The organism is Nostoc sp. ATCC 53789 (genome assembly GCF_009873495.1).
Lineage (GTDB): Bacteria > Cyanobacteriota > Cyanobacteriia > Cyanobacteriales > Nostocaceae > Nostoc > Nostoc muscorum_A.
The window spans coordinates 24,534-39,847 of record NZ_CP046707.1; the positions used below are offsets into that span (position 1 = coordinate 24,534).

The following is a 15,314-nucleotide window of genomic DNA, read 5'->3' on the forward strand; positions in this document are numbered from 1 at the left end:
TGGTTCTGTTGGTAGAAGAAATGTCAATGTTTGGATTGCTATTGTGTATTTGTTGGTAAAAAACGTTTATAAAATTAAAACAATGAATATTCTTGCTTGGATTGTTTTAGGTCTAATTGCTGGTGCTATTGCAAAGGCTATCTACCCCGGTCATCAAGGCGGCGGAATTCTCGGAACAATCTTATTAGGAATTATTGGTGCTTTTGTTGGTGGTAGTTTGGGTGTATTCTTCAGTACAGGAACCTTGACATTAGCCGCCCCCACACTCAGCATTCCCGGTATTGCAGTAGCGGTTCTTGGCGCAATCGTTGCGGTATTTTTGTGGAACTTGCTAAATCGTCGCAGTGCAATCTAAGAAATTAAATTGGAATCAATTAATAGTAAACATCAGGGAATTCATTGCACTATATTTTATCCCTGAATTTAATTAAAACAGTAGCGCTTACCTATATTTAGGTAGGCGCTATTATCATAGCGATCGCTCTTGCGGGTAAGCATCACACTTATTCAATTACCATCACCGGATAGAGTCAGAGAAGGAAAATTAATGATAGTTTGAGATGATGGAACGCTTATCTCAACCCCCGAAGTGAAAAAGTCACTATTAATCGCCCTAATCTTCACCGCCTGTACAGCCGTGTCACCAATCAGCATTGCTGGTACTGTCCCAAGTTCAACCCATGCCATCAAAATGTCTTCATTTAACCTTAGTTCCCAAAAATGGCAAAACCGCGTGCTACTAGTGTTTGCACCGTCGGGTGATAACCATAGCTATCAGCAACAGATGCAGTTATTTAACCAGCACCAAAACGGTTTTACAGACCGGGATTTAGTTCTCGTTCAGGTTTTGGCAACAGATAAAAGCTATGCCAACGGACAGCCAATAGATGAATCTTCTGCTGCCAATTTGCGAAATCGCTTTGGGGTTGATCAAGAAAATTTTCGTATTATTTTGGTAGGCAAAGATGGTGGTGTTAAGCGCAGTGATACAAAACCTGTCCAGGCAGCAGCAATTTTTGAGCAAATTGACGCTATGCCCATGCGCCAGCAAGAAATGCGCTCTTCGAGGTAGAAAGTAGCTATAAAATACAAGCGAGTAAAAGCTGCACCAAGGGGCGATCGCCTTACCCTAAAAAATACAAGCGATCGCATATTTGATAAACAAACGCTGTCACGGATAAAATACAAGCGAGGAATCGTAATGGGTGGTTGACAGGAGTAGTAAAGTTTTACTAATTACCTTCAACACACTATGTTTCTGGGGAATGTCCTGTTAACTGGAGAAGTTTTTGAGCGGTCATTGGTTCTTGAGCTTGATTAGACCACAAAAAACTTCAAATGAATACTCTGACTCACTCATCATTAGACTTCTGCAAGAAGTCTATTAACAAACCATTGGAGGCTTGTTTAAGATTTTTCCGTAATCTCGTTAGTCATAAAATTTATTTATGGTTATGAGCATTGATTTTTGAGTTTGCCAATCAGAGAATTAAGATTGATTTGAGTAGGCCAACCTTGAGGAAGATTTGCAGAATTATATCCTCTGTCTTTCAATCCTTGAATAAATTGGTTGCGGATGTATGCAGTATCAAAAGTCCCAAGCCCATCAAAATAAACATCAGTTAGGTGAGCAGGGTCTAAAGCCATTTCACCTTTATATACTGCACCATCATTTGAATCATCCCAACCCCAAGGGGTATTAGCAGAATTTGTACTGCAAGTTGGTGTACCAGCGCCACACCCACCACTCGAATCTCCCTTGAAAGTTCCCCAACTAGCGAAAGTATTGGCAGAAGAACTTGATAAAGAAGCTTCATTTAATTGATGTTGCCACATTCCATTAATAGCAAACACATCAAGCAATTGATACTGTACATCGCGGTCATTCCCTGAAGCTGGAAGTTCTGCTGTAGTACCATTCGGATAGTAAATAATCCCATCCTCACTACTTGCACCCTTAAAGTTTCCAGCATAAGGCCAAGCTTTTAATCCATGACCTTTAGCTTCTTGAGTTGTTAATGGGTGCAATGAACCACTGTAACTATTCATTGTCAGCGTGCCATCAATACTTTCTGCACCATTGCGTAAAGGACTACCAGTTGGAGTGTAAGAGTAGAAATCGTTATGAAATACAGTGACAACGCCTTCTAATTTACCAAAAGCTGAACCGTCCTTACGGACAATTGTAAGTAAACCCTCTAAATCATTTTCGTGTTCTTGATCAAAAGGAATATCAGTCCAGTCTTGAGGATGGTAAAAGGAATATGTAATGAACCAATGAGTACAAGTTTCAGCTACAGAATAGTAACCATGAGCAGAAAGTGGAAAAAGGATTAGGTTATCCCAGTTATTTGTACCTCGCCAATCGTTATCGTAATCAAATCGTGTAATGTAGTCTCCACTATACTTGGTGCTGTCTGTGTCTTGATAGTGAATAGGAGCATGATATAAAGCTAAAGCTAAATCAGTGGTGGATTGAGCAATTACTTTTGTATCTGTTAAAATGCCAATTACTATTGCTATAAGCAGTCCAAAAGCCACAAGAAAAAGTTTTTTGAAACTCATTCAGTTTCACCTTTGCTGATAAACAAGATTCAGTATAAAAGCCAATATTTAAGAATTGGTAATGACTCAGGTGATTCGTGCGATTATAAAGTTAAGATTTGTGTTGATGCTCAAATTAATCGTTTAGATTTAACTCAATTGAAAAAATGACATATTCAAAGAGGAAAAGTTGCACACAAGAAGCGATCGCTTGTGACAAAGCAGTACACTAGTACTATGCTGAAATTACCAGAGTGCGATCGCTGTCTCCTCTACTCACACAACCCTCACCTCGTCTGTGCCGTTCACCCAGCAGGGCCACAGGGGGATAGCTGCTTGGACTTTCGACTTGACCCCAACGCCGAACCAGCAGAACTGTGGGAACCGGAAGGGGCAACCTACTACAACGGTGAATTAATACTGCAACCACAGCAGCGCTTAACTCAACAGCAACAGCTAGAACTGCTAGATACTCATCCTATGTTTACTGGCAAATGCCCTCAATGCGGATATGAGTTTGACCGCGACTACACGGCGCGGGTGCATTGGGATTGCCCTGAATGTGGGTGGATGGATGATAGCGTGTAGAGCAATTTCTGGAAAACTCTATCTACTTTCTTACTTAAACTTGGCTGAACTTACCAGAGTAAAGTTCATCAGATACTTCTTTAAGTTTTGGTTCAACCACTGTCAAATGTTGCTCTAAAATTGCTAAATTCCTAATGTTGGACTTATAGAAAGCATCAAATAAATCACCCACTAAAGGCACAGTACCAACAACTGTTTCTAAACCTACATTAAAAATCATTTTGGCTAAATCTCGCTGTGGGATGCCAAAGCGGGTTGCTAAAAATATAATGTAAGCTGAAAACGCTGTACTGATTAAATCACCTGCACCGGGAATCAAACCGATAATTGGGTCTATTCCAATATGAAAACCCGTTAAAGGGATACGTATAGATGTGTCCATCAAGCGGCTGAGTTTGCGGATGCGATTTAGAGTAGCAAGGCGTTTAGCAGCGTCCATAATTTACGATATTTACACTAATTTTAAAATGCACCATTTTTAGTTATTTGTCTTGTACCGTTAGAAATAACAAATATGAATAAAAATCCACCAATACTGTCTAAAAAAGCAGATAGATGGATGATATAGTTTATTGCGATGCCTTCCTGCGGCGGTAAACTACGCTCTATTAAGTGCTTATGACCAAAACTAATTCAGAAATCCTAGACCAGCTTCGTACAGCAGCGAATGGTTTACTCATGATGAGTGAGTCTGAGTATCCGTTTGAAGTTTTTCTTTGGGAAGATGCTGCACCTGTAACACCCCAAAAAGTTATACAACAAACAAATCATCCTCAAGATACACCCATTAAAATTGTTGGGATTGACGATTTTTTTCAAGTGGCAACGACAGAAGAAGATTGGCATGAGGAAGAAGAGAAAGCAACCGTCAAACGATTTCAATCTCTTGTGCAGACACTCAAAGAAAACCTGAGCAATTTGCAGGTATATCGCCTTGGACACAAAGAGATTGATGTCTATATTATTGGTCAAATTCCATCGGGAGACAGTATCGGACTGTCCACAAAAGTTGTTGAAACTTGACCTGTTTACGAATTATCTATTTTACTTTCAATAACTTCTTGAATGTTTGGCGAAACATTAGAGAGAAAATCATAGCCTGTGAGTTTTTCTAATTCATCAATACTTACTTTATAAGCTCTCCAATCGTTGTTTATTTCTTGCTCGTTGGGTATGTTCACCGCGATTACACGGGTGCTTGCAGTAATACCATCAAGTCCAGAGCCAGGATTATCTAGTACGACAACTATCTTCCAAGTTGATTTGGGAACTGTCACCTTACCTTTAAGGGGTTCGCCAAGACTACCAAAAGGCCCAGCTACGATATACAGTTCTTTACCAAGGCTTACCAGTTCTCGGCAATAGTCTTCTAAATTGCCCCAAGTGTTCCGGTTGTTGTCTGGTGTCTGCGGCATCATGTTGGTCATGAGGAAAGTTGAGGAATTATCCTCTATCGTTAGAGAGCGGTCTGCCGAAGGTACAATATGTCCTCGGTCATAACCTGAAGCAGAGTACATAGAAGGAGTTATCCGCATCCAACCCGCAGGCAAAGTATTATCAGGGCGAAAGTTATCTTGACGCTCTGCTTTCCCTAGCCATGACTTATTTAACTGCCAGCTTGCCCAGTTGGGAGTTCCCTTGCTTCGGTTGTAAGAGAGTGCATACTGGTTTTTTGCCATTAGATAATTATCAGGAGTATCCACCAGGGCGATCGCATTGCTGGGATTTCCCAAAAGCAGGTTAGCGCTAGTTGAGGGTTTAGTAGGTACAATCGGTGTTGCCTGCAATGGTTTTTCTATGGTTGGTGTTGGCACTTGGGTTTGCGCTGGCGAACACCCCAATAGAGCAATTAGCCCAGTGGCAACAGCCAAAGCCTGAAAACGTTTGATTAAACGCATAAATTTTAGATACTATCGGAGATTAATTTAATCATCATCATTTTTGAGGCGATTTCCAGATTTTGACTACAAGAGCGTAGCTTGCCGCCTTCGGCATCGCGTTTCCTCTAAGAAAATGCTTATGAGCGATCGCTCCTTATCGCTTTGGCTCTACAATCAGTTCATTGCTATCAAAATTGATATCAAATGGCTGACGACAAGACCCCACCAAGCGAAATGATTCGCGTTCCTACTGCCCTAATTCCAGTAGTCAGAGAACTATCGCGGCTGCATCGCCAAGGGCATACAATTGCCTTGCAGCAAGGCTTAGAGGAATTGATATCTAAATTTGATAGCAATATTGATATCGATGTTGCCCCCAGCAGTAAATCGGTTTTGCAGCTAGAGAAGAAGCTGGAAACCAAACTAGAGGCTATCTCCAAGCATCTGGAAAAATTGGAACGGGCTATTTCATCAAATAGATACAACAGTCAACCCAAACAAAGAAGACAAGCTAACCCATACCAACAAACCCTAGTTGAACTGCAAGCATTGCCTCCTGAAAATCTAGCACCGCGACTAGGTTTAAGTCCGTCAAGCCTCGCACCGGAACGAGAAAAACTCACTACCAAAGAATTTATCAGTTGGACTCGTAACCGCGACCCCAGAGGCATAGGTTGGGAATGGAATGCAAAAGATGGACTTTACCATCCAGTGAAATAACTGCCACTGTCCCCACAGTAGGGTTTAATGGAGGAGCATTCAACATAAGAATAACCAATGTTGAATACTCCCACGCTCACTAATACCGAACTTATCGACCTCTGGCTGCATGGTAAAAGTAAGAATACCGTTGACGGCTACCGTCGCTATGCCGAGCGGTTTTTTTCTCATGTCAACAAGCCCGCTTCTGATTGCACCCTCATGGATATTCAACTGTGGGTGATGACACTAAGTAGTTCTGATAATTCCAAGCGGGTAGCAGTGGGAGCAATAAAGAGTCTATTTTCCTTTGCTAAACAGTTGGGGGTGATATCGGCGAACTTGGGTGTTTTAGTTAAGTCACCCAAGGCAAAGAACCGATTGGCAGAGCGAATTCTCACTCAAGAGGAAGTACGATTACTGATAAATTCCACGACAAATGGACGCGATCGCACTCTGGTTCGTTTACTTTATTTTGCGGGTTTACGGGTAAGTGAATTATGTAGCCTCAAGTGGCGTGACCTCAAAGCCCGTGGTGATGGTGGACAAATCACGGTATTCGGTAAGGGTGATAAAACGAGAACCGTGCTGGTGGGTGCTGGTATTTGGCGGGAGATTAACTCTTTAAAGGGTTACGCCAAACACGATGACCCAGTGTTTGTTTCCGCCAAGGGTGGTCATCTGTGTAGGTCAATGGTATTTCATATTGTGAAAAATGCTGCAAACCGCGCTCTTATTGAGGGGAATGTATCACCCCACTGGCTCAGACATAGCCACGCTAGTCACAGCTTAGACAGAGGAGCGCCGATACACTTGTTACAAAAAACATTGGGGCATAGTTCGGTAGCGATTACGGAAATGTATCTTCATGCCAGACCGACTGATAGTAGTGGGTTGTATTTGCCCGATGATGATGAGTGATGGGGTGATTAGTTCTGGAGGAAAATATGAAAGTTTCATTTGAAAAAACTTACCCAAATATTACTCGTTGGGTAGATGAGCATGAAGGCTGGATTGAAATTGGTTATGACGTAGATAGTCCTCTCAATTCTTTTGTACGCGCACTCGATTGTGGTGGAATGTTTTGGGAGGGAAAAGAAAGTTATGAAAGTTTGGATGCAGCACTGCAAGATTTAAATGCGGGGCTAGAAGCTGTATTAAAAGATATTTATGGCTAGTAGCGATGCCTGCGGCGGGCGGAGCCATCGCCTATATGAATGAATTTGGTTAAGCTTTCGTACTGCTAGAAAGCATTACAATTGGTCAAGCTTTAGTTTAATTAGACTGATGACGTTTACCCATTCTCTATATCCAGATAATTGGTCAGAAATTGCCACTTCAGTTAAACAACAAGCCCAGTGGCGTTGTCAAAAATGCGGGTTACAGTGCATCGCCCCTGGTGAAAAAACATCACATCTAACACGCTCAAAACGCAGAGTGTACACCCTACAGGTACATCATTGGGACAGAAATCCGGCAAATAACCACAGAGGCAACCTTATAGCTCTTTGCAGTGGTTGTCACCTTCATTACCATCAAGGTGGTAAATCAAATGTAACACCTGGGCAGTTATCTTTGTGGTAGGTAAGTATGGATGATGATACTCAAGAACTAATCGCTATCCAAGAAGAACTAGAGCGACTGGGCGATCGCTTAAGAAAGATTTTTCCGTCAACTCATCCCCAATTTGATGACGTTTTTGAAGACGTTGGCGCGGCTGGATATTATCTTCGTGAAGCTGGTTATCGTCTGGAATCAGTTCTTAAAACCGTACAAGGTGATAGCGCAGCCTCTTCGAGTCATCGAGCGTCTGAAGAAACTGAAATTGAGTAAAATTTCCTATCCTCAGACAAGCCAGCGCTCAAAGACTAAGGGATATCCGCAGACGGGAGCAACTACGAGTAAGTTTTGAGCGACACCGATAGCGTAGCGTTAGCGACGCAGGAGCGTCACAGCCCGCCGCAGGCATCGCTCCACCATTTTTCTTAAAGGATAATAGAGCGATCTCTCTTAAACCAAAAACCCAGTTACGATGACTGGGCTTTTGATGGGGTTATATTCCCCAAGGGCTATTAATAGAAGTTATTTATAAGTCGCTGTTCTAATAAGGACTACACCGCCTAGATAGCGAATTCCAGAAAACTAGAACCTTTTCATAGACGCGCAACGCTCCTTCACCTATCACCAAGGAGCAATTTACAAGCGAACGCAAGTAGTGTGTGTCTGCACCAGAGGAAAGTTAGCGTAAGCGCAGCCCCCCGCAGGTATCGCCTTATTCTTTTAACTAGTAATGCTGCTGTAGCAAGGGGTAGAGTGCTGCTGCAATTATCTCGAATTGTTCACCATCTGGATAGGGACAAGCAATTTCTTCTCCATCTTCATTGCTCCAAGATTTAGAATTGTAATCAAAAGTTAATATCGCTCTTCGCCACCATGCAGATAGGGAGAGCCGATTGTTTCCATAACCAACTGTGAAATCTATTTTTTTAATTAGGATTTTCATATTATTGCAGGATTTAGACTGTGGAGCTTGCTGCCGTGGGCATCGCACTAATCATTAACCAAAAAGTGGTTATCTGATTTACAAAAAATTAGCTCACATCCAAACTCAACAACATACACCTTTGTTAATTCAAACTTTTCTGACCTTTCAGTAAATAAACAAGTAACTGTTTTTTCTTCTTCTCTGCCAGAATTACAATATTTAAATGTTCCTGTAATAACTCTAGATTTTGTGGGCTTGTCTTCATCCATCATATTTCTCCATTTCTTAGAGGAAATTGTAGGGCGATCGCTTTACAACTTTATTCAGTGTTGGATATGTCGGGCTTATTGTCAAAAGCAGTTATGTAGCTTGCGTTAATACTGTTTAAAGTAAGCGATTGCTCTCCTCACTATACGGTTCACACTTGACAATATCTAAGGGTGCGATCGCTCACTGTACTGTGAAAAGTTCAATTCTAAAAGCCTTGCTGGGACTAAGTTTTAGATGATTAATTTCCTTTTTCCTGGTTTATATCGATTAATTAAACTTGGTACTATAGTTTTGAAAAATAACTTGTGATTAAAGGGGAATATGAATGGCGATTGCTATTCGACAAGCTCGTGACGACGAACTTGAAGCGCTGATTCCGATACTACTGTTGGCAGAACAATCGGAGCGTGCGCTGCGATGGGGACTTGCTAACCTCGTCGATGTTGTATATCGCATGGACGACAGCGAACACTTGGTTGGTGCAGCAACCATGAAATGGCGCAGCGACCCCTGCGAAATTATGGAACTTGGTATAGCCCCTGAGTTTCAAAGGCAAGGTTTAGGTAAAGAGTTCGTTGCTTGGTTGATTCAAGAGGCGAGGCAACGCGGCAAGAGACAGATACTCGTCGGCACGTCTAATTCAAGTATCGCCAACATTGCTTTTTATCAAAAGTGCGGATTTCGGATGGATCATGTGCGCCAGGACTACTTTTGGTATTTACCTGAGCCAAGCTACGAAAACAGCATTCAGATTCAGGACTTGCTCGTATTTCGTTTCGATTTGGTGCCATCCTCAACTAGGAAAAACAAACTGAAAGAGGAAAAGCAAATTAGGTATGAAAACTAAGGGTAGAATTAGTTCTTCGGGATGAAGAGGGAGAATGGCAGCAATAATGGTTCCCACTTAAATCTGCCTGCTCACCGAAAAATTTACAGTTAATTGAGATAGTAGCCTAGATATAGATATGGTTACTTTAAGCTTGAGTGACTAGTGTTATCCTCGATACATGAAAAGTTTCATCTGTTATGTTACTCTGCTCTTATTTGGCGCTAGCTTACTAGCTAACAGTCGCAGTACTGCCAATGAATCATCTATTACTAGCAATAGTCTCGTTGTTGCAGAAACTACGAGTAGTGAAGAATTCATCGCTAGGGGTACAGAACCCTTTTGGAGTGTTACTGTGAGCAAGAAGGCAATTGTCTACTCTTCGCCAGACACAAAACAGCAAACCTTCTCCTATGTTGCACCTCTAAAAGCAGAGGCGCGTCCCGCAGACTTGGTGCGAGTTTACCGACTTCAAGGCAAAGGCAACAATATCTTAATCATCAAAAAAGTCGATGCCTGTAGCGATGGTATGTCAGATAAAGAGTATCCATACTCGGCAATTTTTATCCTGGGGAATAAGGTTTTAGAAGGTTGTGCTGAGAAAAAATGATGCCCCATCTGCAAATTTAGCCTTTACCGCCAAGGCATTCACGCAGCGTTCGCCCGTCCCCAGAATTGTGCAGTAGACAAACGTATACTACAACTGTATTATTGATATAAGTCCCAATTACAAATACTACAAACCTTCAATGATAAGCAGATTCTCCTCAACCATTAGCAGCGTGATACATTGCCGACCCAACAAGGGTTTAGGCAGAGTATTCGCGCTGTTTGCGTTTGAGGAAATGTATTGTTTTGTCGGCAGTAAATTGCAGCGTGAAAGTATTTTTGAAGCGATTACCGGATGGCTGAATCTAGATCAACTTATCCAAAGCGGGAGGTGCAAATGTCTTACAGCACCGACATAGGGCAAAAAGTATCAACTACCTGACCCCCGCTCCTGATGACCAGAGGCGGGGGTTATTTTTTGAGGAGTGGATTTAACGTATGCAAGCTCAACCACACATATTACAAAATTCGGTGGTGGTCTTCTCTAAGAACTACCTACCACTGGCACGTATCAACATTAAACGAGCAATCGTGCTGTTAGTCACAGGTCAGGCAGAATCGTTGGATTTTGGCAGTACAAAGCAGTGGGAAGTACGCTCACCCAGTGTTGTACTACAAGTTCCCGAACATATTCGCTTGACTATGGGTAATCCCGAACGCCACTGGAAAGTACCACCTGTAAATCGGCGTGAAGTACTCAAGCGAGACAACCACACTTGCCAATACTGCGGCAGCAGCAAGTGTCTGACGCTCGACCATGTAATTCCCCGCTCAAAAGGTGGGCAGCACAGTTGGGACAACGTTGTAACAGCGTGTGAGAAGTGTAATTCAATCAAGAGCGATCGCTTACCTCATGAAGCTGGAATGGTTCTCAAAAGTAAGCCTAAAGCCCCAATTCACCCAGCAGTAGCATTTGCTGAACAGTTTTGGAATGCACAACGCCTGAGTGAGAACGAGTAATTAACTTCAAACCTAGTCAGAGAGGGCAATAAGCTCGATTACGTAACACTGCCCTCTCAGTTCTTTCAAAAAGTTTGTAGTATGCCCTTGACATTTTTGTAGTATATTATGTAGTATAAATGTAGTAAAGCACTACAGCCTCTCAAAAAGGCATAGCGCAAACACTTCTGAACCATGAAAACTAAATAATTGCCATCCAACGTGGGGGTGTAGCTTAGTCTGGTTTAAAGCAGTCGCCTGTCGAGCGAAAGACCGTGAGTTCAAATCTCATCATCCCCGTGTAGCCTTGTGGACAAATAGACAAGTCGTTCTGATTCTCAGTCAGAGAGAAGCGGGTGCAACTCCCGTCAAGGCTTCCAAATGAGGATGTAGCTCAGTCGGAAAGAGCGCTTGTTTCCGAGGCAAGTGGTCACAGGTTCGATTCCTGTCGTCCTCGTAGTATGTCCAGGTCGCCTAATGGTAGGGTGTTGGTCTGCAAAACCGACTGTGCGAGTTCAATTCTCGCCCTGGACTCCAAACGTTGCAGTGTAGCTTAACGGCAAAGCCCCAAGCTCATAACTTGGTATATGCGAGTTCGACTCTCGCCACTGCTACCAAATGCACAGATGGTGTAATGGCAACACCACAGTCTCCAAAACTGTTGTTCTGGGTTCAAGTCCTAGTCTGTGCGTTTGTGGTGCCGTAGGCAAATTGGTAAAGCCACAGGTCTTTCAATCCTGGGTTTGCGGGTTCAACTCCCGTCGGCACTGCCTCATGGGTCGGCTCACCTATTGGTGTAGGTAACGGTCTGTAAAACCGCCGCGTTCAGTGTTGCTGGTTCAATTCCAGCCCGGCCCATTATGGAGAGATTGCTATTGGCAGGGCAAGCTGTTTGCTAAACAGTCGTGGATGTAAGTCCACTGTGGGTTCAACTCCCTCTCTCTCCGCTGCGTGAGAACGTGGTGTAACTGGATAACATCTCAGATTACGAAACTGAAGATTGAGAGTTCAAGTCTCTCCGTTCTCGCCTTATCCCCCGGTAGCTCAGTTGGTAGTAGCGCCTGTCTGAAGAACAGGAGGTCATCCGTTCAATCCGGATCTGGGGGACTGGCACATTGCCTCATAGCTCAATGGCAGAGCAACGCGCTGTTAACGCGGGGGTTGTAGGTTCAAGTCCTACTGGGGCAGCCATTCATTGCCGAGTGGACGACTGGGAAAGTCGCGCTCGTCTCTGAATCATAGAGATGTTGGTTCAACTCCAACCTCGGCAGCCAATTATTGCCCTGTGGTGTAACTGGCAACATCCCTCGCTTTGAACGAGGAGATTCCAGGTTCAAATCCTGGCAGGGCAGTATTATCCGGGTGTGGTGTAGCTTGGCAGCACTCCTGTTTTGGGAACAGGCGGTCGTAGGTTCAAATCCTACCACTCGGATTCGTGGGTCGTTAGCTCAATGGCTAGAGTTCCCGCCTTTTAAGCGGAGTGATCAGAGTTCGAGTCTCTGGCGACCCACCTTGGGCTGTTAGCTCAGTTGGCAGAGCAGCTAGCTGCCTATACCAGCAGAAGTGCGTAGGTTCAAGCCTATACAGCCCACCTTGCCCCTGTGATGCAATTGGAAGACATGACCCGCTTAAAACGGGTTTTCTACAGGTTCAAGCCCTGTCAGGGGTACTATCAAAATGCTGGTGTAGCTCAACATGGCAGAGCAACTGTCTTGTAAACAGTAGGTTGTAGGTTCAACTCCTATCATCAGCTTCAATGCGATTGTGGTGTAATGGCAGCATCAGAGTCTTCCAAACTCACGGTACGAGTTCGAGTCTCGTCAATCGCTTTCTTAGCCCTGTAACTCAGTTGGGAGAGTGCCTCTCTTACAAAGAGGAAGTCGCGGGTTCAATCCCTGCCGGGGCTACCAATTTATGGGAGTGTTGCCTAATGGATAAGGCATCGATCTTCTAAATCGAGCAATGTAGGTTCGACCCCTACCACTCCTGCTCATGGGTTCGTAGCTCTAATTGGGAGAGCGCCTGTTTTGCACACAGGAGGTTGTGAGTTCAAGCCTCACCGAATCCACTCTTGGTGTCTGAAGCCAAAGCGGTCGCGGCGCTGGTTTGTGGAACCAGTCATAACGGGTTCAAGTCCCGCCAGACACCCCTTATATGGAAGATGCTGCTCAAGGGAGGGCAACTAGTCTTGAAAACTAGAGCAGGGTAATACCTGGGGGTTCAATTCCTCCATCTTCCGCCTTCCACCTGAAGCCGAAAAGTGAGGCGCTGTGCTGATAACACAGATATAGGAGGGGCAGTACCTCCCTGGTGGATTCTTTCTGGTAGGCGTAGGTCGCCGCAGGCATCGCTCAGACTATCAACTAACAATTTTCTTAGAGGAAAGGCGATCCAGTATTGCACTGCGATCGCCTACCTCATACATTCCTGCGCCTTCGGTATCTGTTATTTACAGAAAAGATTTCCCCCGAACCTCGGTACTTCACGCCGGGGTTTTTTGCTGTGGAGTGCGATCGCAATTCAACGGCTTGTTACTTAGGAATGGGTGCATCCACATCTGGGTAAAGGTAGTTTACCGCCGTAGGCATCGCCTTTTGTCGCGTCTTCTGACCAAGAAGCTTGATAACTACCTTACAGCCTTAATTTATGACAAATCTACTGTTCCCAGTTGTATTACCTTTACTCCAGAGCTACAATCTGCCTGTATTAGAGGCATTTTTAATTACAACTGTAATTTATCACTCGTGAGCAAAACCCGTATTATTGCGCTATTTAATCAATCAGGGGGAGTAGGAAAGACAAGTTTAACTATGAACTTGGGCTACCACCTCGCTCAAAAAAAGAAAAACCGCGTTCTTCTGATAGACCTTGACCCCCAAGCGTCACTCACAACATTTATGGGGTTAGAACCGGAAAGTACCACCAAAACTGTCTATGAGGCAGTGGTGGGTGAAGAACCGTTAGCAATTCATCCTGAACTGATTCACAGCATGGGTTTGGTTCCAGCTAACATCAACTTAAGCGCTGCTGAACTTGAACTGGTTGCCGCCTTGATGCGGGAAATGCGCCTCAAAAATGCACTTGCCCCCATTTTAGACAACTATGATTTTATTTTGATAGATTGTCCTCCATCTTTAGGCATCCTCAGCGTTATTAGCTTAGTAGCAGCAACCCATGTCTTAGTACCTATTCAGTGCCAATTCAAATCCTTTCAAGGAACTGACTTACTATTAAGAACTGTAGCCACACTCCGCAAAGGTGCTAATAAAACACTTACAATTGCTGGCTTCATCCCCACAATGTATGATGCACGTACTGCCCAAGAAAGCAGAACCATGAAAGCTATCACAGAACAACTTTCACCCCTGGCCACAGTTTACGAACCCATTCCTAAATCTATTGCCTTTGCTGATGCAAGTGAGGCACGCATACCCTTAGCACTATACAATCCCAAACATCCTGCCGTCGCTGTACTAAAAAAAATCGCCCTCAGTTTAGAAAAACTACAGTGAGCAAAAAAGACCAACCCTATACCAGCCAGTTAAAAGGTGTAGCTGCCCTACTAGGCGAAAGCTTTAACCAAACCCAAAGTACTGCTAATTCACCAACTACTGTTGCCATCAACTTAATCAAACTGCCACAGTCCCAGCCCCGGCGCTACTTCGACCTTAAAAAGCTTGAAGAACTATCACGCTCGATAAAAGAACTGGGTATTCTCGAACCTTTATTAGTGCGTCCCCTTCCTGGAGGCGGTTATGAAGTAGTCGCAGGGGAACGACGCTATAGAGCCGCATCAATGGCAGCATTAACTGAGGTTCTCATTATTTCCAGGGAAATGGACGATGCAACTGCATACCAAGTGCGCCTCGTTGAAAACCTGCAACGCGAAGACCTCAACCCCCTAGAAGAAACTGAAGGTATCCTGGAATTGTTGGTGTTGCGGTTAGAGATGACACGAGATGAAGTAATTAGTCATCTCAACCGGATGAGAAACGTTTGCGATCGCTATGAGGAAAATTCCGAACTGAGACATAACGTTATGTCTCAACCAGAAACCAAGATAATTGAAGAGTTATTTTCATCTTTGGGACGGATGAGTTGGCAATCGTTTGTCAAAAATCGCCTACCATTACTCAATTTACCTCCAGATGTGCTGGAAGTGCTACGTTCTGGACAGATTGAATATACCAAAGCACTGGCGATCGCCCGAATTCAAGATGAAAAAACTAGAATTCAATTTTTAGAAGATGCGATCGCTTACAATCTCTCATTGAGCGAAATTAAACGCAAAATCAAAGAAATTGAACAGCAGACTAAATCAGAAACACCATCATTAAAAGACCTAGCTGATGACACATTTCGCCGCTTAAAAAAATCTCAAGTTTGGGACGACCCAAAGAAAAAAGCGAAGGTAGAGAAGTTGTTAGCTCAGTTAGATGCACTGATGCAAGACGACAATCCAAAGTAAACCAAT

At 43.7% G+C, this 15,314-nt stretch carries 21 protein-coding genes and 25 tRNA genes; 40 read left to right on the forward strand and 6 right to left on the reverse strand.

Going from position 1 to position 15,314, the window contains the following annotated elements; translation table 11 throughout:
- Positions 1-82 precede the first annotated feature (82 nt).
- Complete coding sequence (locus GJB62_RS34440) at positions 83-355, forward strand: GlsB/YeaQ/YmgE family stress response membrane protein (RefSeq protein WP_099068138.1); 273 nt, start codon at positions 83-85, stop codon at positions 353-355.
- Positions 356-507: 152 nt separating this feature from the next.
- Here the strand turns inward: GJB62_RS34440 and GJB62_RS37840 are convergent, their stop codons facing one another.
- Positions 508-687 carry a hypothetical protein gene (locus GJB62_RS37840; protein WP_114084176.1) on the reverse strand — a complete coding sequence of 60 codons (180 nt, stop codon included), beginning with the start codon at positions 685-687 and terminating at the stop codon, positions 508-510.
- Positions 688-691: 4 nt separating this feature from the next.
- Here GJB62_RS37840 and GJB62_RS34445 point away from each other — a divergent pair, with 4 nt between their 5' ends.
- Positions 692-1,072 carry a DUF4174 domain-containing protein gene (locus GJB62_RS34445; RefSeq protein ID WP_114084175.1) on the forward strand — a complete coding sequence of 127 codons (381 nt, stop codon included), beginning with the start codon at positions 692-694 and terminating at the stop codon, positions 1,070-1,072.
- Between the two features lie 380 nt (positions 1,073-1,452).
- On the opposite strand, the gene GJB62_RS34450 is transcribed toward GJB62_RS34445, so the two are convergent.
- The gene (locus tag GJB62_RS34450) at positions 1,453-2,565 is read right to left on the reverse strand and encodes a hypothetical protein (protein WP_114084174.1); all 1,113 of its coding nucleotides are present in this window, start codon (positions 2,563-2,565) and stop codon (positions 1,453-1,455) included.
- 216 nt (positions 2,566-2,781) lie between these two features.
- Here GJB62_RS34450 and GJB62_RS34455 point away from each other — a divergent pair, with 216 nt between their 5' ends.
- On the forward strand, positions 2,782-3,132 hold the full coding sequence (locus tag GJB62_RS34455; protein ID WP_114084173.1) for a hypothetical protein: 351 nt from the start codon (positions 2,782-2,784) through the stop codon (positions 3,130-3,132).
- Between the two features lie 34 nt (positions 3,133-3,166).
- Here the strand turns inward: GJB62_RS34455 and GJB62_RS34460 are convergent, their stop codons facing one another.
- Complete coding sequence (locus GJB62_RS34460) at positions 3,167-3,571, reverse strand: DUF4112 domain-containing protein (protein ID WP_114084172.1); 405 nt, start codon at positions 3,569-3,571, stop codon at positions 3,167-3,169.
- A gap of 179 nt (positions 3,572-3,750) precedes the next feature.
- On the opposite strand from GJB62_RS34460, the gene GJB62_RS34465 reads away from it, so the two are divergent.
- A complete protein-coding gene (locus GJB62_RS34465) occupies positions 3,751-4,155 on the forward strand; it encodes a nuclease A inhibitor family protein (protein WP_114084171.1) in 405 nt (134 codons plus the stop codon).
- 5 nt (positions 4,156-4,160) lie between these two features.
- Here the strand turns inward: GJB62_RS34465 and GJB62_RS34470 are convergent, their stop codons facing one another.
- On the reverse strand, positions 4,161-5,030 hold the full coding sequence (locus GJB62_RS34470; RefSeq protein WP_114084170.1) for a DNA/RNA non-specific endonuclease: 870 nt from the start codon (positions 5,028-5,030) through the stop codon (positions 4,161-4,163).
- 186 nt (positions 5,031-5,216) lie between these two features.
- Between GJB62_RS34470 and GJB62_RS34475 the strand changes: the two genes are divergently transcribed.
- The 5 genes from GJB62_RS34475 (at position 5,217) to GJB62_RS34495 (ending at position 7,544) form a co-directional block, all read left to right on the forward strand.
- Complete coding sequence (locus tag GJB62_RS34475; RefSeq protein ID WP_114084169.1) at positions 5,217-5,732, forward strand: hypothetical protein; 516 nt, start codon at positions 5,217-5,219, stop codon at positions 5,730-5,732.
- A 57-nt stretch (positions 5,733-5,789) separates the two neighbouring features.
- Positions 5,790-6,632, forward strand: a complete 843-nt coding sequence (locus GJB62_RS34480; RefSeq protein ID WP_094344838.1) for a tyrosine-type recombinase/integrase — start codon at positions 5,790-5,792, stop codon at positions 6,630-6,632.
- Between the two features lie 26 nt (positions 6,633-6,658).
- Positions 6,659-6,889: a hypothetical protein gene (locus GJB62_RS34485; RefSeq protein ID WP_114084168.1), complete on the forward strand. Its 231-nt coding sequence runs from the start codon at positions 6,659-6,661 to the stop codon at positions 6,887-6,889.
- 109 nt (positions 6,890-6,998) lie between these two features.
- Positions 6,999-7,295 (forward strand): HNH endonuclease, encoded by a 297-nt coding sequence (locus tag GJB62_RS34490; RefSeq protein WP_114084167.1) that lies wholly within the window; start codon positions 6,999-7,001, stop codon positions 7,293-7,295.
- A 6-nt stretch (positions 7,296-7,301) separates the two neighbouring features.
- Positions 7,302-7,544: a hypothetical protein gene (locus GJB62_RS34495; RefSeq protein ID WP_104902482.1), complete on the forward strand. Its 243-nt coding sequence runs from the start codon at positions 7,302-7,304 to the stop codon at positions 7,542-7,544.
- A gap of 451 nt (positions 7,545-7,995) precedes the next feature.
- Here the strand turns inward: GJB62_RS34495 and GJB62_RS34500 are convergent, their stop codons facing one another.
- Positions 7,996-8,214, reverse strand: a complete 219-nt coding sequence (locus GJB62_RS34500) for a hypothetical protein (RefSeq protein ID WP_114084166.1) — start codon at positions 8,212-8,214, stop codon at positions 7,996-7,998.
- Between the two features lie 47 nt (positions 8,215-8,261).
- Positions 8,262-8,468, reverse strand: a complete 207-nt coding sequence (locus GJB62_RS34505; RefSeq protein ID WP_100904372.1) for a hypothetical protein — start codon at positions 8,466-8,468, stop codon at positions 8,262-8,264.
- Between the two features lie 323 nt (positions 8,469-8,791).
- On the opposite strand from GJB62_RS34505, the gene GJB62_RS34510 reads away from it, so the two are divergent.
- The 31 genes from GJB62_RS34510 (at position 8,792) to GJB62_RS34660 (ending at position 15,308) form a co-directional block, all read left to right on the forward strand.
- On the forward strand, positions 8,792-9,313 hold the full coding sequence (locus tag GJB62_RS34510) for a GNAT family N-acetyltransferase (protein ID WP_069068074.1): 522 nt from the start codon (positions 8,792-8,794) through the stop codon (positions 9,311-9,313).
- Positions 9,314-9,473: 160 nt separating this feature from the next.
- Positions 9,474-9,902, forward strand: coding sequence for a hypothetical protein (locus GJB62_RS34515; protein WP_114084165.1), 429 nt, complete (start codon positions 9,474-9,476; stop codon positions 9,900-9,902).
- A gap of 437 nt (positions 9,903-10,339) precedes the next feature.
- Positions 10,340-10,861 (forward strand): HNH endonuclease, encoded by a 522-nt coding sequence (locus GJB62_RS34520; RefSeq protein WP_114084164.1) that lies wholly within the window; start codon positions 10,340-10,342, stop codon positions 10,859-10,861.
- Positions 10,862-11,064: 203 nt separating this feature from the next.
- Positions 11,065-11,140 (forward strand) — tRNA-Asp (locus GJB62_RS34525).
- A 3-nt stretch (positions 11,141-11,143) separates the two neighbouring features.
- Positions 11,144-11,220, forward strand: a tRNA-Glu gene (locus GJB62_RS34530).
- 3 nt (positions 11,221-11,223) lie between these two features.
- Positions 11,224-11,297, forward strand: a tRNA-Arg gene (locus tag GJB62_RS34535).
- A gap of 6 nt (positions 11,298-11,303) precedes the next feature.
- Positions 11,304-11,377: transfer RNA gene (locus GJB62_RS34540), tRNA-Cys, on the forward strand.
- A gap of 5 nt (positions 11,378-11,382) precedes the next feature.
- Positions 11,383-11,457: transfer RNA gene (locus GJB62_RS34545), tRNA-Ile, on the forward strand.
- Positions 11,458-11,460: 3 nt separating this feature from the next.
- A tRNA-Trp gene (locus GJB62_RS34550) sits at positions 11,461-11,531 on the forward strand.
- Positions 11,532-11,536: 5 nt separating this feature from the next.
- A tRNA-Glu gene (locus tag GJB62_RS34555) sits at positions 11,537-11,610 on the forward strand.
- Positions 11,611-11,616: 6 nt separating this feature from the next.
- Positions 11,617-11,698, forward strand: a tRNA-Tyr gene (locus GJB62_RS34560).
- 4 nt (positions 11,699-11,702) lie between these two features.
- Positions 11,703-11,787 (forward strand) — tRNA-Ser (locus GJB62_RS34565).
- A gap of 6 nt (positions 11,788-11,793) precedes the next feature.
- Positions 11,794-11,867, forward strand: a tRNA-Arg gene (locus GJB62_RS34570).
- A 6-nt stretch (positions 11,868-11,873) separates the two neighbouring features.
- Positions 11,874-11,947 (forward strand) — tRNA-Phe (locus GJB62_RS34575).
- 9 nt (positions 11,948-11,956) lie between these two features.
- Positions 11,957-12,031, forward strand: a tRNA-Asn gene (locus GJB62_RS34580).
- A 5-nt stretch (positions 12,032-12,036) separates the two neighbouring features.
- A tRNA-Gln gene (locus GJB62_RS34585) sits at positions 12,037-12,114 on the forward strand.
- 5 nt (positions 12,115-12,119) lie between these two features.
- Positions 12,120-12,192: transfer RNA gene (locus GJB62_RS34590), tRNA-Gln, on the forward strand.
- Positions 12,193-12,198: 6 nt separating this feature from the next.
- Positions 12,199-12,272 (forward strand) — tRNA-Pro (locus GJB62_RS34595).
- Between the two features lie 5 nt (positions 12,273-12,277).
- Positions 12,278-12,350 (forward strand) — tRNA-Lys (locus tag GJB62_RS34600).
- Between the two features lie 4 nt (positions 12,351-12,354).
- Positions 12,355-12,431, forward strand: a tRNA-Tyr gene (locus GJB62_RS34605).
- A gap of 4 nt (positions 12,432-12,435) precedes the next feature.
- Positions 12,436-12,509, forward strand: a tRNA-Leu gene (locus GJB62_RS34610).
- A gap of 10 nt (positions 12,510-12,519) precedes the next feature.
- Positions 12,520-12,593: transfer RNA gene (locus tag GJB62_RS34615), tRNA-Thr, on the forward strand.
- Between the two features lie 5 nt (positions 12,594-12,598).
- A tRNA-Gly gene (locus tag GJB62_RS34620) sits at positions 12,599-12,669 on the forward strand.
- Positions 12,670-12,674: 5 nt separating this feature from the next.
- Positions 12,675-12,750, forward strand: a tRNA-Val gene (locus tag GJB62_RS34625).
- Positions 12,751-12,756: 6 nt separating this feature from the next.
- A tRNA-Arg gene (locus GJB62_RS34630) sits at positions 12,757-12,829 on the forward strand.
- Between the two features lie 5 nt (positions 12,830-12,834).
- Positions 12,835-12,908 (forward strand) — tRNA-Ala (locus GJB62_RS34635).
- 6 nt (positions 12,909-12,914) lie between these two features.
- Positions 12,915-12,988: transfer RNA gene (locus GJB62_RS34640), tRNA-His, on the forward strand.
- 8 nt (positions 12,989-12,996) lie between these two features.
- A tRNA-Ser gene (locus tag GJB62_RS34645) sits at positions 12,997-13,079 on the forward strand.
- 21 nt (positions 13,080-13,100) lie between these two features.
- Positions 13,101-13,379 carry a hypothetical protein gene (locus GJB62_RS34650; RefSeq protein ID WP_147262553.1) on the forward strand — a complete coding sequence of 93 codons (279 nt, stop codon included), beginning with the start codon at positions 13,101-13,103 and terminating at the stop codon, positions 13,377-13,379.
- Between the two features lie 205 nt (positions 13,380-13,584).
- The gene (locus GJB62_RS34655) at positions 13,585-14,352 is read left to right on the forward strand and encodes a ParA family protein (protein WP_114084207.1); all 768 of its coding nucleotides are present in this window, start codon (positions 13,585-13,587) and stop codon (positions 14,350-14,352) included.
- Entirely contained in the window at positions 14,349-15,308 is a 960-nt protein-coding gene (locus tag GJB62_RS34660; protein ID WP_114084163.1) for a ParB/RepB/Spo0J family partition protein, read from the forward strand. The genes GJB62_RS34655 and GJB62_RS34660 overlap by 4 nt, the downstream gene beginning before the upstream one ends.
- The last annotated feature ends 6 nt before the right edge of the window (positions 15,309-15,314 follow it).